Source organism: Ideonella sp. sgz306126 (assembly GCF_056032705.1).
In genome coordinates this window covers 433,614-446,493 of sequence record NZ_JBVYWP010000004.1, presented here as the reverse complement: position 1 = coordinate 446,493, position 12,880 = coordinate 433,614, and the positions used below count along the sequence as shown (strand labels likewise).

At 69.0% G+C, this 12,880-nt stretch carries 14 protein-coding genes; 11 read left to right on the top strand and 3 right to left on the bottom strand.

Features of this window, described 5'->3' with window-relative positions:
• Positions 1-109 precede the first annotated feature (109 nt).
• Genes phaR through AC0N04_RS14470 form a run of 3 tightly spaced genes read left to right on the top strand, consistent with a single transcriptional unit; the run spans position 110 to position 3,328 of the window.
• On the top strand, positions 110-691 hold the full coding sequence (phaR, locus tag AC0N04_RS14480) for a polyhydroxyalkanoate synthesis repressor PhaR (protein WP_474282848.1): 582 nt from the start codon (positions 110-112) through the stop codon (positions 689-691).
• Between the two features lie 39 nt (positions 692-730).
• Positions 731-2,125, top strand: coding sequence for a 30S ribosomal protein S12 methylthiotransferase RimO (gene rimO, locus AC0N04_RS14475; RefSeq protein ID WP_474282846.1), 1,395 nt, complete (start codon positions 731-733; stop codon positions 2,123-2,125).
• Positions 2,126-2,137: 12 nt separating this feature from the next.
• Positions 2,138-3,328 (top strand): PLP-dependent transferase, encoded by a 1,191-nt coding sequence (locus AC0N04_RS14470; RefSeq protein ID WP_474282844.1) that lies wholly within the window; start codon positions 2,138-2,140, stop codon positions 3,326-3,328.
• Positions 3,329-3,350: 22 nt separating this feature from the next.
• Here AC0N04_RS14470 and pip read toward each other — a convergent pair whose 3' ends face one another.
• Both pip and smpB read right to left on the bottom strand, forming a co-directional pair.
• The gene (gene pip, locus AC0N04_RS14465) at positions 3,351-4,316 is read right to left on the bottom strand and encodes a prolyl aminopeptidase (RefSeq protein WP_474282842.1); all 966 of its coding nucleotides are present in this window, start codon (positions 4,314-4,316) and stop codon (positions 3,351-3,353) included.
• Positions 4,313-4,780: an SsrA-binding protein SmpB gene (gene smpB / locus AC0N04_RS14460; protein WP_474282840.1), complete on the bottom strand. Its 468-nt coding sequence runs from the start codon at positions 4,778-4,780 to the stop codon at positions 4,313-4,315. Before smpB ends, pip begins: the two co-directional genes overlap by 4 nt.
• A 54-nt stretch (positions 4,781-4,834) precedes the next feature.
• On the opposite strand from smpB, the gene AC0N04_RS14455 reads away from it, so the two are divergent.
• Positions 4,835-5,290: a type II toxin-antitoxin system RatA family toxin gene (locus AC0N04_RS14455; RefSeq protein ID WP_474282839.1), complete on the top strand. Its 456-nt coding sequence runs from the start codon at positions 4,835-4,837 to the stop codon at positions 5,288-5,290.
• Positions 5,277-5,597: an RnfH family protein gene (locus AC0N04_RS14450; RefSeq protein ID WP_474282837.1), complete on the top strand. Its 321-nt coding sequence runs from the start codon at positions 5,277-5,279 to the stop codon at positions 5,595-5,597. The genes AC0N04_RS14455 and AC0N04_RS14450 overlap by 14 nt, the downstream gene beginning before the upstream one ends.
• Positions 5,598-5,633: 36 nt before the next feature.
• Here AC0N04_RS14450 and AC0N04_RS14445 read toward each other — a convergent pair whose 3' ends face one another.
• The gene (locus tag AC0N04_RS14445) at positions 5,634-6,137 is read right to left on the bottom strand and encodes a DUF4124 domain-containing protein (RefSeq protein ID WP_474282835.1); all 504 of its coding nucleotides are present in this window, start codon (positions 6,135-6,137) and stop codon (positions 5,634-5,636) included.
• Positions 6,138-6,280: 143 nt separating this feature from the next.
• Here AC0N04_RS14445 and guaB point away from each other — a divergent pair, with 143 nt between their 5' ends.
• Genes guaB through AC0N04_RS14415 form a run of 6 tightly spaced genes read left to right on the top strand, consistent with a single transcriptional unit; the run spans position 6,281 to position 12,879 of the window.
• Positions 6,281-7,753, top strand: coding sequence for an IMP dehydrogenase (guaB, locus tag AC0N04_RS14440; protein WP_474282833.1), 1,473 nt, complete (start codon positions 6,281-6,283; stop codon positions 7,751-7,753).
• A 10-nt stretch (positions 7,754-7,763) separates the two neighbouring features.
• Positions 7,764-9,101 carry an MFS transporter gene (locus AC0N04_RS14435; RefSeq protein WP_474283076.1) on the top strand — a complete coding sequence of 446 codons (1,338 nt, stop codon included), beginning with the start codon at positions 7,764-7,766 and terminating at the stop codon, positions 9,099-9,101.
• A gap of 14 nt (positions 9,102-9,115) precedes the next feature.
• The gene (guaA, locus tag AC0N04_RS14430; protein WP_474282830.1) at positions 9,116-10,729 is read left to right on the top strand and encodes a glutamine-hydrolyzing GMP synthase; all 1,614 of its coding nucleotides are present in this window, start codon (positions 9,116-9,118) and stop codon (positions 10,727-10,729) included.
• A 12-nt stretch (positions 10,730-10,741) separates the two neighbouring features.
• Positions 10,742-11,326, top strand: a complete 585-nt coding sequence (locus tag AC0N04_RS14425) for a 2'-5' RNA ligase family protein (RefSeq protein ID WP_474282828.1) — start codon at positions 10,742-10,744, stop codon at positions 11,324-11,326.
• A gap of 43 nt (positions 11,327-11,369) precedes the next feature.
• The gene (gene tadA, locus AC0N04_RS14420; protein WP_474282826.1) at positions 11,370-11,969 is read left to right on the top strand and encodes a tRNA adenosine(34) deaminase TadA; all 600 of its coding nucleotides are present in this window, start codon (positions 11,370-11,372) and stop codon (positions 11,967-11,969) included.
• A 7-nt stretch (positions 11,970-11,976) separates the two neighbouring features.
• Positions 11,977-12,879, top strand: a complete 903-nt coding sequence (locus tag AC0N04_RS14415) for an LD-carboxypeptidase (RefSeq protein WP_474282824.1) — start codon at positions 11,977-11,979, stop codon at positions 12,877-12,879.
• Position 12,880 lies beyond the last annotated feature (1 nt).

The following is a 12,880-nucleotide window of genomic DNA, read 5'->3' as shown; positions in this document are numbered from 1 at the left end:
ACCCGGCGTGAGGCCTGCCTGGCAGGGCAAGCCCGGTGCAGGCGGCCTGGGGGCGGCCCGTAGAATCGGGTGGCCATTCCCCCCGCCGTATCCCGAGGAGCCCTTGCTGATGCCATCGACCCGCCGAGCGCCTGCCGAAGCCGCCCCTCCCACCCCGACCGGCGCCCCGCGCAAGCTGAAGAAGTACCCCAACCGGCGGCTTTACGACACCAACGCGAGTTGCTACATCACGTTGGCGGACGTCAAGAAGATGGTGCTCGACGGCCTGGAGTTCGAGGTGCGCGACGCCAAGACCGGCGAGGACCTGACCCGCAGCATCCTGCTGCAGATCATCCTGGAGGAGGAGACCGGCGGCATGCCGATGTTCTCGTCGCAGATGCTGTCGCAGATCATCCGCTTCTACGGTCACGCGATGCAGGGCATGATGGGCTCGTACCTGGAAAAGAATCTGCAGACCTTCGTCGACATGCAGTCGCGCCTGACCGAGCAGGCCCGCGGCCTGTACGACCCCAAGGCCTTCACGCCCGAGATGTGGACCCAGTTCATGGGCAGTCAGGCGCCGGCCATGCAGGGCTTGATGGGCAACTACCTGGAACAGTCGAAGAACCTGTTCATGCAGATGCAGGAGCAGATGCACAAACAGGCCGGCGGCCTGTTCCCCGGCTTTCCGGTGCCGCCGGCCAGCAAGTGAGGCCCGCAGGGTGAAGCGGGGTTTGCGACAATCCTGCCCATGACCCTTGACGCTCTTCGCGAGGCCGCCGCCTCGCCTGCCACGCCCACGATCGGCTTTGTCTCCCTCGGCTGCCCCAAGGCGCTGACCGATTCCGAGTTGATCCTCACCCAGCTTTCCGCCGAGGGCTACCGCACTAGCAAGACCTATCAGGGTGCCGACCTGGTGATCGTCAACACCTGCGGCTTCATCGACGATGCGGTGCGCGAAAGCCTGGACGCGATCGGCGAGGCGCTGGCCGAGAACGGCAAGGTCATCGTCACCGGCTGCCTGGGCGCGCGCCAGGCCGAGGGCGGCGAGAACATGGTGCGCCAGGCCCATCCCAAGGTGCTGGCGGTCACCGGGCCGCACGCCACGCAGGAGGTGATGGACGCGGTGCACCAGCACGTGCCCAAGCCGCACGATCCGTTCGTCGACCTGGTACCCGCGGCCGGCATCAAGCTGACGCCCAAGCACTACGCCTATCTGAAGATCAGCGAAGGCTGCAACCACCGCTGCACCTTCTGCATCATCCCCAGCCTGCGCGGCGACCTGGTCTCGCGTCCGGTAGGCGAGGTGCTGGGCGAGGCGAGGGCGCTGTTCGAGGGCGGCGTGAAGGAGTTGCTGGTGGTCAGCCAGGACACCTCGGCCTACGGCGTGGACCTGAAATACCGCACCGGCTTCTGGGACGGCCAGCCGGTCAGAACCCGCATGCTGGACCTGGTGGCCAAGCTCGGCGAACTCGCGCGCCAGCACGGCGCCTGGGTGCGCCTGCATTACGTCTACCCGTACCCGCACGTGGACGAGGTGATCCCGCTGATGGCCGAAGGCCTGGTGCTGCCCTACCTGGACGTGCCCTTCCAGCATGCCCACCCCGACGTGCTCAAGCGCATGAAGCGGCCGGCCAGCGGCGAACGCAACCTGGAGCGCATCCAGCGCTGGCGCGAGCTGTGCCCGGAGGTCGTCGTGCGCTCGACCTTCATCGCCGGCTTTCCGGGCGAGACCGAGCAAGAGTTCGCCTACCTGCTGGACTTCCTGAAGGAGGCGCAGATCGACCGCGCCGGCTGCTTCGCCTACTCGCCGGTCGCTGGGGCGACCGCCAATGAACTGCCCGGGGCCTTGCCCGATGCGCTGCGCGAGGAGCGCCGGGCGCGCTTCATGGCGGTGGCCGAGGAGGTGTCCGTGGCGCGCCTGCGTCGCCGCATCGGCGCGACGATGCAGGTGCTGGTCGACAGCGCGCCGGCGCTCGGCCGCCGTGGCGGCGTGGGGCGCAGCTATGCCGACGCACCGGAGATCGACGGCACTGTGCGCCTGCTGCCGCCGGCCAAGGCCTCGACCCAGCTGCGCGTCGGCGAGTTCGCGCGGGCGCGCATCGTCGCGGCGGAAGGGCACGACCTGGTCGGCGAGCCCATCTGATACAAACCGGTCATGAAGGACGATGACCGCACCGCGACCGCGCTGATCCACCACCCCTATGTCGCGCCGGCCGATTTCGAATCGCCGGCGGTCGGGGTGCACAAGGCCTCGACGGTGTATTTCCCGTCGGTGGCCGAATTGCGCCGCCGCCGCTGGGTCGACAAGAGCGCCTACACCTACGGCCTGCACGGCACGCCCACCACCTTCACGCTGGAGGCCCGGCTGGCGACGCTGGAGCATGCCCGCCATGTGCTGCTGGCACCCAGCGGCCTGAGTGCGCTGACCGTGGTGAACATGGCGCTGCTGAAGGCTGGCGACCGGATGCTGCTGCCCGACAACGTCTACCACCCGAGCAAGGATTTCGCCCGCCACGAGATGGCCGGCTGGGGCGTGACGCACAGCGTCTACGACGCGATGCAGCCGGCCGCGCTGGCAGCGCTGCTGACGCCGGACGTCAAGCTGGTCTGGCTGGAGGCGCCCGGCTCGGTGACCCTGGAGTTCCCGGACCTGCCGGCCTTGATCGCCTGCATCCGCGAGCGGGCGCCGCAGGCCACGATCGCGCTGGACAACACCTGGGGGGCCGGGCTGGCCTTCAACCCGTTCGAGTTGCCAGGCGGCCAGAGCGTGGACCTGACCCTCCACGCGCTGACCAAGTACCCCTCGGGCGGCGGTGATGTGCTGATGGGCTCGATCGCCTGCCGCGACGATGCGCTGTACGAGACGCTGGCCTGGACCCACAGCCGCCTGGGCCTGGGCGTGGGCGCCAACGATGCCGAGGCGCTGCTGCGCTCGCTGCCCAGCCTGCCGCTGCGCTACCACGCGCAGGACGCGGCGGCGCGGCGCATCGCCACCTGGGCCTCCCGGCAGCCGCAGATCCGGCAGGTCCTGCACCCGGCGCTGGCAGGCTCGCCCGGCCATGCCCACTGGGCGGCGATCAGCAGCGCCGCCGCGGGCTTGCTGACGCTGGAACTGGACCCGCGCTTCTCGGCCGCGCAGGCCGATGCCTTCGTCGACGGCCTGCGCTGCTTCCGCATCGGCTGGAGCTGGGGCGGCCCGGTGAGCCTGGCCGTGCCCTACCAGGCCGGCGCGATGCGCAGCCTGGGTACGGGCTACGCCGGCGTGCTGGTGCGCCTGTGCATCGGCCTGGAAGCGGTGGACGACCTGATCGCCGATCTGGCGGCCGGACTGGCCCGGCTGGGTTGAGCGAACGGCAGACGCCGCGGCGTCAGTCGAAGCGGCCGGTGGCGGCGAACCGGTCGGTCGCCCGCACCAGCTCCGCGGCGATGCCTGGTTCGTACGAGGAGTGCCCTGCGTCGTCGACGATGCTCAGGCGCACCCCCGGCCAGGCATCGGCCAGCGCGAAGGCGTAGCGCACCGGGCAGATCACGTCGTAGCGGCCGTGCACGATGAAGCCGGGCAGGTGGGCGATGCGGGGCATCGCGCCGAGCAATTGGCCGGGCGAGAGAAAGGCCTTGTGCCGGAAGTAATGCGCCTCCAGCCGGCCCACGCCCAGCGCCACGGCGTCGTCGCCGAAGGCGTCGGCCGTCGCCGGGTCGTTGCGAAGTTGCAGGCACGAGCCCTCGTATCGGCTCCAGGCCCGCGCCGCGGGGGCGTAGATCGCCGGATCGTCGCTGCCCAGGCGGGCCGCGTAGGCCGCCAGCAGGTCGCCGCGCTCGGCCTCCGGCACATGGGCTGCAAAGGCTTCCCACTCGCGCGGAAAGAAGTTGCGGATGCCGTAGAGCCACCAGTCGATCTCGGCGTCGCTGACCAGCCAGATCCCGCGCAGCACCAGGCCCAGGCAGCGCTCGGGGTGGGCCTGGGCATAGGCCAGCGACAGCGTCGAACCCCAGGAGCCGCCGAACACCAGCCAGCGCTCGATGCCCAGCAACGCGCGCAGGCGCTCGATGTCGCCGATCAACAGGTCGGTGGTGTTGTCGCGGCACTCGCCCAACGGGGTCGATTGGCCCGAGCCGCGCTGGTCGAACAGCACGACGTGGTACCTGGCCGGGTCGAAGAAGCGCCGGCTGTTGGGTGCGATGCCGGCGCCGGGGCCGCCGTGCAGGAACACCACGGGGATGCCCTGGGGGTTGCCGCAGCTTTCCCAGTACAGCGAGTGGAGTCCGTCCACGGCCAGGTGGCCGCTGCGCAAGGGCGCCAGCGGCGGGTACAGCACGTCGGACAGGCTGGTCATGCCTTGGGCCCGGAGACCTTGTGGCGCATCAGGCGTCCGCGTTCGCGGTCCCAGTCGCGCTTCTTCTCGGTGTGGCGCTTGTCGTGCTCGGCCTTGCCCTTGGCCAGCGCGATCTCCGCCTTGACGCGGCCGCCCTTGTAGTGCAGGTTCAGCGGCACCAGCGTGAAGCCGCGCTGCTCGACCTTGCCGATCAGGCGGCGGATCTGCTCCTTGCTCATCAGCAGCTTCTTGGTGCGGTCCGCCTCGGGGTGGACATGGGTCGAGGCCGAGCCCAGCGCGTTGATGCGGCAGCCGATCAGGTAGAGCTCGCCGTCGCGGATCACGACGTAGCCGTCGGTCAGCTGGACCTGGCCGGCCCGGATCGCCTTGACCTCCCAGCCTTCCAGCACCATGCCGGCCTCGTACTGCTCCTCGATGTGGTATTCGAAGCGGGCGCGGCGGTTTTCGGCGATCAGGGCAGACATGCGGGCAGGCTCTCGGGCCGGACCGCAGGGCGGCCCTTAAAATCATCGCATTGTATGAAGCACGTCAAGAAGTCCGTCCTGCTGTGGTATTCGCCTGCCGAGATGTACCGCCTCGTGACCGATGTGGCCACCTACCCGGACTTTCTGCCCTGGTGCGAGCGGGCGGAAGTCATCGAGCGCGACGAAGCCGGCATGACCGCCCGCATCCACCTGGCCTACGCCGGCGTGCGCCACGCGTTCACCACCCGCAACAGCCATCAGCCCGATCGGCAACTGCACATGGCGCTGGTCGACGGGCCGTTCTCCGAGCTCGACGGGACCTGGGATTTCCTGCCGCTGGGTGCCGGCGTGCCGGACGCCCCGGTGGCCTGCAAGATCGAGTTCGACCTGCGCTACGCCTTTTCGAGCCGCGCCCTCGAGACCGTGCTCAGCCCGGTGTTCGACCGCGTGGCCAACACCTTCGTCGATTCCTTCGTCAAGCGAGCGGAGCAGGTCTATGGCGAACGCTGAGCGCGCGGCCCTGATCCGAGTGCAGGTGGCCTACAGCCCCGGCCCGCGGCAGGTCGACACGGTCGATCTCGAACTGCCGCCGGGCAGCACGCTGGCCGACGCGCTGAGGGCGTCCGGCCTGCTGCAGCGCCATGGCCTGGCCATCGACGACACGCTGTCCGCAGGCATCTGGACCAAGGCCAAGCCGCTGGAGACGGTGCTGCGCGAAGCGGATCGGGTGGAAGTCTGGCGCGGCCTGCGGGTCGACCCGAAAGAGGCCCGCCGCCAGCGGTACCGCAAGGCCAGCGAGCGGCAACTGCGCCGTTGACGTGGCGGCGCGGATGCCGCAGGGCCCTTCGGGTACCTAGCGGCAGTTGTCGTTGACGGCGGCCCGGGCGCGGTTGATCTCGTTGATCCGGCCCTGGTCGTCGAGGAATTCGCGTTCGCCGGTCGCGGGATTGGGGCGGGCGACGCGCGCACCGCTTTCCAGCATCTTCAAGTCGCCTTGCGCGCGCTGGCAGGCATCGGCCCGGCGGGCATCGTCCTGGGCCTTTTGGGCCTGTTGGCGAGCTGCCTCGGCGGCCTTCTTGTCGGCCTGGAGCTTGCGCCTGCGGGCTTCGAGCGCGCTGTCGGTGCCGTCGCCGGCCGAGGCGGCGCTGGCCGGCGCCTCGGTGGGCAGCACCACGATGGCCTGGCCGCCGGGCTGCGCCACGATGCTGGCCGCGGGCACACCGGCCGGCGGCGGCTGGTCGCTGACGTGGTAGCCGCCCTGGGCATCGCGCCACTTCCAGATGTTGCTCTGGGCCAGCGCAGGGCCGGCCAGCAAGCAGAAGAGCAGGGCGATCGAGAGGGGGCGCGGACGGATCATGGGGCGGCTTGAAGTGAGTGGCGAGGAGGCAAACCAGGCTCAGGCTGCGAGCGCCGAGTGTATGTCGAGGGTCGAGCGCCGGGGCCCGCCGAAGCCAAGGCGAGGCTTCCGTATAATCCGCTTTTGCGTCTGGAGCTTTCCCCATGCGCCTACTAGGCAAAGCGCTCACCTTCGACGACGTGTTGTTGGTGCCCGCGTTCTCCCAGGTGTTGCCGCGCGACACCTCGCTGGTCACCCGGCTGTCCCGCAACATCGTGCTCAATCTGCCGCTGGTCTCCGCGGCGATGGACACCGTGACCGAAGCCCGACTGGCGATCGCGATCGCCCAGGAGGGTGGCATCGGCATCGTGCACAAGAACCTCAGCCCCAAGCAGCAGGCGGCCGAAGTCGCGCGGGTCAAACGCTATGAATCGGGCCTGCTGAAGGATCCGATCACGATCGCGCCGGGTGCTCGGGTCCGCGATGTGATCGAGTTGTCCCGCGCGCATGGCATCTCGGGTTTCCCGGTGGTCGACGAGGGCCGCGTGGTGGGCATCGTCACCGGCCGCGACCTGCGATTCGAGACCCGCCTCGATGCGCCGGTCAGCGAGATCATGACCCCGCGCGAGCGTCTGGTCACGGTCAAGGAAGGCGCCTCGCTGGCCGAGGCCAAGGCCTTGATGCACCAGCACAAGCTCGAACGCGTGCTGGTGCTGAATGAAGCGTCCGAGCTGCGCGGCCTGTTCACGGTGAAGGACATCACCAAGCAGACCAGTTTCCCGAATGCGGCGCGCGATGCCCAGGGCAAGCTGCGCGTGGGCGCGGCGGTGGGCGTGGGCGAGGGCACCGAAGAGCGGGTCGAACTGCTGGTGCGTGCCGGCGTCGACGCGCTGGTGGTGGACACCGCGCATGGCCACAGCGCCGGCGTGATCGAGCGGGTGCGCTGGGTCAAGAAGAATTACCCGCAGGTCGAGGTGATCGGCGGCAACATCGCCACCGGCGCGGCGGCGCTGGCGCTGGTCGAGGCCGGCGCCGACGGCGTCAAGGTTGGCATCGGCCCGGGCTCGATCTGCACCACCCGCATCGTGGCCGGCGTCGGCGTACCCCAGATCACCGCGATCGACAACGTGGCCACCGCGCTGCGCGGCAGCGGCGTGCCGCTGATCGCCGATGGTGGCGTCCGCTACTCGGGCGACATCGCCAAGGCGATCGCCGCCGGCGCCAGCACGGTGATGATGGGCGGCATGTTCGCCGGTACCGAGGAGTCGCCCGGCGAGGTCTTCCTCTACCAGGGCCGCAGCTACAAGGGCTACCGCGGCATGGGGTCGATCGGCGCGATGAAGGACGGCTCCGCCGACCGCTATTTCCAGGAAAACGACGAGACCGCCAACCCCAACGCCGACAAACTGGTGCCCGAAGGCATCGAGGGTCGGGTGCCGTACAAGGGGTCGATGATCTCCATCGTCTACCAGATGGCCGGCGGGCTGAAGGCGTCGATGGGCTACTGCGGTTGCGCAACCATCGACGACATGCGCGAGCGCGCCGAGTTCGTCGAAATCACGTCGGCGGGCATCCGCGAGAGCCACGTGCACGACGTGCAGATCACCAAGGAAGCGCCGAACTACCGGGCGGAATGACCTCGCTGCCCTGTCCCCCTCGGCGTGCGCCCGGCTCCGGCCGGGCGCCGTCGTTCTGAAATACCCCCTCATGCCCATCGCCGACGCCCAGGCCACCGCTCCCGCTCCCCGGCGGCGCGCCGCGGCGATGCCCTTCATCATGCTGACGGTGCTGATCGACATGATCTCGATCGGCCTGATCATTCCGGTGCTGCCGGCATTGGTGGGCACGTTCACGCACAGCCAGACCGAGCAGGCCCAGGCATTCCGGTTGGTGGCGGTCGCCTTCGGGCTGGCCAACTTCGTCGGTTCGCCGGTGATGGGCGCGCTGTCCGACCGGTTCGGACGGCGGCCGGTGCTGCTGCTGGGCTTCTCGGGGCTGGCACTGAGCTTTCTCGTGACGGCGATGGCCACCGCGCTGTGGATGCTGGTGGCGGTGCGCCTGGTGGCGGGCCTGCTGCAATCGAACATCGCAGTGGCCAATGCCTACGTGGCCGACGTGACGCCGCCCGAGCAACGGGCCAGGAACTTCGGCATGCTGGGCGCGATGTTCGGCCTGGGTTTCATCCTCGGGCCGCTGACGGGCGGCTTCCTGGGCAAGATCAACCTGCACCTGCCGTTCTTCGTCGCCGGCGGCCTGGCGCTGACCAACTGGCTTTATGGCTTCTTCGTGCTGCCGGAGTCGCTGCCGCCCGAGCGCCGTCACGCGATCGACTGGCGCAGCGCCCATCCAGTGGCGGCGATGCGCAAGCTCGGTGCCCTGCGCGCGATCGGCACGCTGGTCTACGTGATCGCGCTGGCGGGGCTGTCGCAGTTCATGCTGCAGAGTACCTGGGTGCTCTACACCCAGATGAAGTTCGGCTGGGGGCCGCTGGAGAACGCCGAATCGCTGGCCGCCGTGGGCCTGATGTCGGTCATCGTGCAAGGCGGCCTGATGCGCCACCTGCTCAAGCTGTGGCCGGTGCGCCGCTTGGCGGTGCTGGGCCTGATCTCGTCGTCGCTGTGTTATCTGGCGTGGGGTGCGGCCACCGCGGGCTGGATGATGTATGCGGTGATCTTCATGAACATCCTGGGCTTCGCCGCGTCGTCGTCGATGCAGAGCCTGGTCTCGAATGCCGCGGACGATCGCTCGCAGGGCCAGATCATGGGCGCGCTGTCGGCGCTCAACAGCATGATGGCGGTGCTGGCGCCGATGATCGGTCCGACGCTGCTGGTCTGGGTCGGCCACCTGCCTCATGGCGACTGGCGCATCGGTGCGCCGTACTATTTCTGCGCCGGCCTGCAGGCGCTGGCGGCGGCGCTGGCCATCCGCCATTTCCGTCACCATCCTTCCACCCCGCCCAGCGCCGCCGCCGGCGCCGTGGCCTGACGCTCCGCACGCTCATGCACGACAAGATCCTGATCCTCGATTTCGGCTCGCAAGTCACCCAGCTCATCGCCCGGCGCGTGCGCGAGGCGCATGTGTACTGCGAGATCCATCCGAACGACGTCTCGGACGAGTTCATCCGCGGCTTCCTGGCCCAAGGTTGCAAGGGCATCATCCTCTCGGGCAGCCACGCCAGCACCTACGAAGACCACCAGCTGCGCGCGCCGCAGGCGGTGTGGGACGCGGGCGTGCCGGTGCTGGGCATCTGCTACGGCATGCAGACGATGGCGGTGCAGCTGGGCGGCACCGTCGAGTGGAGCGACCACCGCGAGTTCGGCTACGCCGAGGTGCGCGCCCACGGCCACACCAGGCTGCTCGACGGCATCCAGGACTTCGACACCGCCGAGGGCCACGGCATGCTCAAGGTGTGGATGAGCCACGGCGACAAGGTCACGGCGCTGCCGCCGGGCTTCAAGCTGATGGCCAGCACGCCCAGTTGCCCGATCGCCGGCATGGCCAACGAAGACAAGCGCTACTACGCGGTGCAGTTCCATCCCGAGGTGACCCACACGCTGCAGGGCGCGGCGATGCTGACGCGCTTCGTGCGCGAGATCAGCGGCTGCGCCGGCGACTGGATCATGGGCAACTACATCGACGAGGCCGTCGCGAAGATCCGCGAGCAGGTCGGCGACGAGGAGGTCATCCTGGGCCTGTCGGGGGGCGTCGATTCGTCGGTGGCCGCGGCGCTGATCCATCGTGCGATCGGCGACCAGCTCACCTGCGTGTTCGTCGACCACGGCCTGCTGCGCCTGAACGAAGGCGACATGGTGATGGAGATGTTCGCCGGACGCCTGCATGCCAAGGTCATCCGTGTCGACGCCAGCGAACTGTTCCTGGGCCAGCTGGCCGGCGTGACCGACCCCGAGAAGAAGCGCAAGATCATCGGCGGCCTGTTCGTCGATGTCTTCAAGGCCGAGGCGGCCAAGCTCAAGGCGGGTGAGGGTGGGCACCAGGGTGCGACCTTCCTGGCCCAGGGCACGATCTACCCCGACGTGGTCGAGAGCGGCGGCACCAAGACCAAGAAGGCCACGACGATCAAGAGCCACCACAACGTCGGCGGTCTGCCCGAGCAGCTGGGCCTGAAGCTGCTGGAGCCGCTGCGCGAGTTGTTCAAAGATGAAGTGCGCGAGCTGGGCGTGGCCCTGGGCCTGCCGCACGACATGGTCTACCGCCACCCGTTCCCCGGACCGGGCCTGGGCGTGCGCATCCTGGGCGAGGTCAAGCCGCAGTACGCCGACTTGCTGCGCCGCGCCGACCACATCTTCATCGAAGAGTTGCGCAAGACGGTGGACGAGCACACCGGCAAGACCTGGTACGACCTGACCAGCCAGGCCTTCACCGTGTTCCTGCCGGTCAAGAGCGTGGGTGTGATGGGCGACGGCCGCACCTACGACTACGTGGTGGCACTGCGTGCGGTGCAGACCAGCGACTTCATGACCGCCGACTGGGCCGAGCTGCCCTATGCCTTGCTGAAGAAGGTGTCGGGCCGCATCATCAACGAAGTCCGCGGCATCAACCGCGTGACCTACGACGTGTCGAGCAAACCGCCTGCGACCATCGAGTGGGAATGAGGAGGCGTCGCCGTGCCTGAGCAACTGTCGCTGGAAGGGGTAGAGGCGCCGCCGCAGCCTTGTGACCGCTTGTTCTTCGCGCTGTTGCCGGACCCGGCCACGGCGGCCGCCATCGAGGCGTTGGCGCGCGACTTGCGCAGCCAGCATCGCTTGAGGGGCCGTCCGCTGGAAGCCCATCGTCTGCACATCACGCTGTACCACGTGGGTGACTTCGCCGGACTGTCGCCGAGCCTGGTCGACGCGGCGTGCGCCGTGGCAGCGGGCTTGGACGCGCCGGCCTTCGAGGTGAGCTTCGACCAGGTCGAGAGCTTTTCCGGCGGCGGGCGGCATCGCCCGCTGGTGCTGCGCGGCGAGCACGGCCTGGCGGCGCTGATGTCCTTCCAGCACATGCTGAGCACGGCGGTGAAGAAGGCCGGCCTGGGGAACCGGGCCGAAGGCCGCTTCACGCCGCACGTCACACTGCTGTACGACGACCTGCGGGTGCCCCGGCAGGCCATTGCGCCGGTGTCGTGGACGGTGCGCGAACTGGTGCTGGTCCACAGCCTGATCGGCCAGCACAAGCATCTGCACCTGGCCCGGTGGCCGTTGCGGGCCTAACGTGCCGCTACAGTGCGGTCCGAGTGCATGACCGAGCCTTTTGATGCCTGACTGGACCCCGCAAGACGAGCACGCGATGCGCATCGCGCTGGACCAGGCCCACAACGCCTGGCTGGCCGGTGAAGTGCCGGTGGGCGCGGTGATCATTCGCGAAGGCCAGGTGATCGCGACCGGCTATAACCGCCCGATCACCACCCACGACCCGACCGCTCACGCCGAGCTGGTCGCGCTGCGCCATGCCTCACAGCTGCTGGAGAACTACCGTCTGCCCGAATGCGAGCTGTTCGTCACGCTGGAGCCCTGCGCGATGTGTGCGATGGCCTTGATGCACGCCCGCTTCAAGCGCGTGGTGTTCGGTGCCGCCGATCCGAAGACCGGCGCGGCTGGCTCGGTGCTCGATCTCTTCCAGCAGCCGCAGCTGAACCATCACACCGAGGTGCAGGGCGGTCTGATGGCCGATGCCTGCGGCCGCGTGCTGCGCGAGTTCTTCGCCGAGCGGCGCGCGCAGCACCGCGCCGATCGCGCCGCGGCGGCCGCCATGGCGCCGGCGTCCGCACCGGACGAGGACGACCCGGCCATCCCCGCTGGCGAAGCGACCGAAGTCCAACTGCCCCTGCCCCTGGACCTTTCACCCCCTCTTTGAATCGACCATGCCCAGCCACCCTCCCATCGGTCTCATCGCCTACACGCCTTCGGGCCTGCTGCTGAAGGCCGCCCCGCTGCGCCTGGCCGTGCGTCGCCTCAAGAGCCTGGGCTTCGACGCGAGCCTGGACGAAGCCGCGCTGGCCAAGCACCAGCGCTTCGGCGGCGACGACGCGACCCGGCTGGCGGCGATCCACCGTGTCGCTGCCGCGGCGCCCTCGATCGCGATGGCCACCCGCGGCGGCTACGGCCTGACCCGCCTGCTCGATCAGATCGACTGGAAGCTGCTGGCCCGCAGCGTCGACCACGGCACGCGCTGGGTCGGCTACAGCGACCTGACCGCATTGCAGATGGGCTTGCTGGCGCATACCGGGGCCGAATCCTGGTGCGGCCCGCATGCGGCCGACGACTTCGGTCGCGACGAACTCGATCCGGTCACGCCGGACTGTTTCGTCGAGGCCATGCGCGGCGACCTGGAGGCGATCGGCTTTCGCACCGAGGCGGGCTTCGACGGATTGGACTGCAAGGGCCTGCTGTGGGGCGGCAACCTGACGGTGCTGTGCTCGCTGCTGGGCACGCCGCACTGGCCCAAGGTGAAGGGTGGCATCCTGTTCGTGGAGGACGTCAACGAACATCCCTACCGCGTCGAGCGCATGCTGCTGCAACTGCACCAGGCCGGTGTGCTCGGTGCCCAGAAGGCGGTGGTGCTGGGCGCGCTGAGCGATTGGCGCAAGTCGCCGATGGACCGGGGCTACGACCTGAAGGCCATGGTGGCCCACCTGCGAGGCGTGACGCGCGTGCCGCTGCTCACCGGCCTGCCGTTCGGTCATGTGCCGACCAAGGTCACGATGCCCCTGGGCCGCAAGGTCCATTTGCTGGTTCAGGCACGGGATGTGCTCATCGGCTGGTGAT

What these genes read in the sequence shown, in the direction of transcription:
- phaR (WP_474282848.1), top strand. Translation starts at nt 110, where the DNA reads ATGCCATCGACCCGCCGAGCGCCTGCCGAAGCCGCCCCTCCCACCCCG.
- rimO (WP_474282846.1), top strand. Translation starts at nt 731, where the DNA reads ATGACCCTTGACGCTCTTCGCGAGGCCGCCGCCTCGCCTGCCACGCCC.
- AC0N04_RS14470 (WP_474282844.1), top strand. Translation starts at nt 2,138, where the DNA reads ATGAAGGACGATGACCGCACCGCGACCGCGCTGATCCACCACCCCTAT.
- pip (WP_474282842.1), bottom strand. Translation starts at nt 4,316, where the DNA reads ATGACCAGCCTGTCCGACGTGCTGTACCCGCCGCTGGCGCCCTTGCGC.
- smpB (WP_474282840.1), bottom strand. Translation starts at nt 4,780, where the DNA reads ATGTCTGCCCTGATCGCCGAAAACCGCCGCGCCCGCTTCGAATACCAC.
- AC0N04_RS14455 (WP_474282839.1), top strand. Translation starts at nt 4,835, where the DNA reads ATGAAGCACGTCAAGAAGTCCGTCCTGCTGTGGTATTCGCCTGCCGAG.
- AC0N04_RS14450 (WP_474282837.1), top strand. Translation starts at nt 5,277, where the DNA reads ATGGCGAACGCTGAGCGCGCGGCCCTGATCCGAGTGCAGGTGGCCTAC.
- AC0N04_RS14445 (WP_474282835.1), bottom strand. Translation starts at nt 6,137, where the DNA reads ATGATCCGTCCGCGCCCCCTCTCGATCGCCCTGCTCTTCTGCTTGCTG.
- guaB (WP_474282833.1), top strand. Translation starts at nt 6,281, where the DNA reads ATGCGCCTACTAGGCAAAGCGCTCACCTTCGACGACGTGTTGTTGGTG.
- guaA (WP_474282830.1), top strand. Translation starts at nt 9,116, where the DNA reads ATGCACGACAAGATCCTGATCCTCGATTTCGGCTCGCAAGTCACCCAG.
- tadA (WP_474282826.1), top strand. Translation starts at nt 11,370, where the DNA reads ATGCCTGACTGGACCCCGCAAGACGAGCACGCGATGCGCATCGCGCTG.
- AC0N04_RS14415 (WP_474282824.1), top strand. Translation starts at nt 11,977, where the DNA reads ATGCCCAGCCACCCTCCCATCGGTCTCATCGCCTACACGCCTTCGGGC.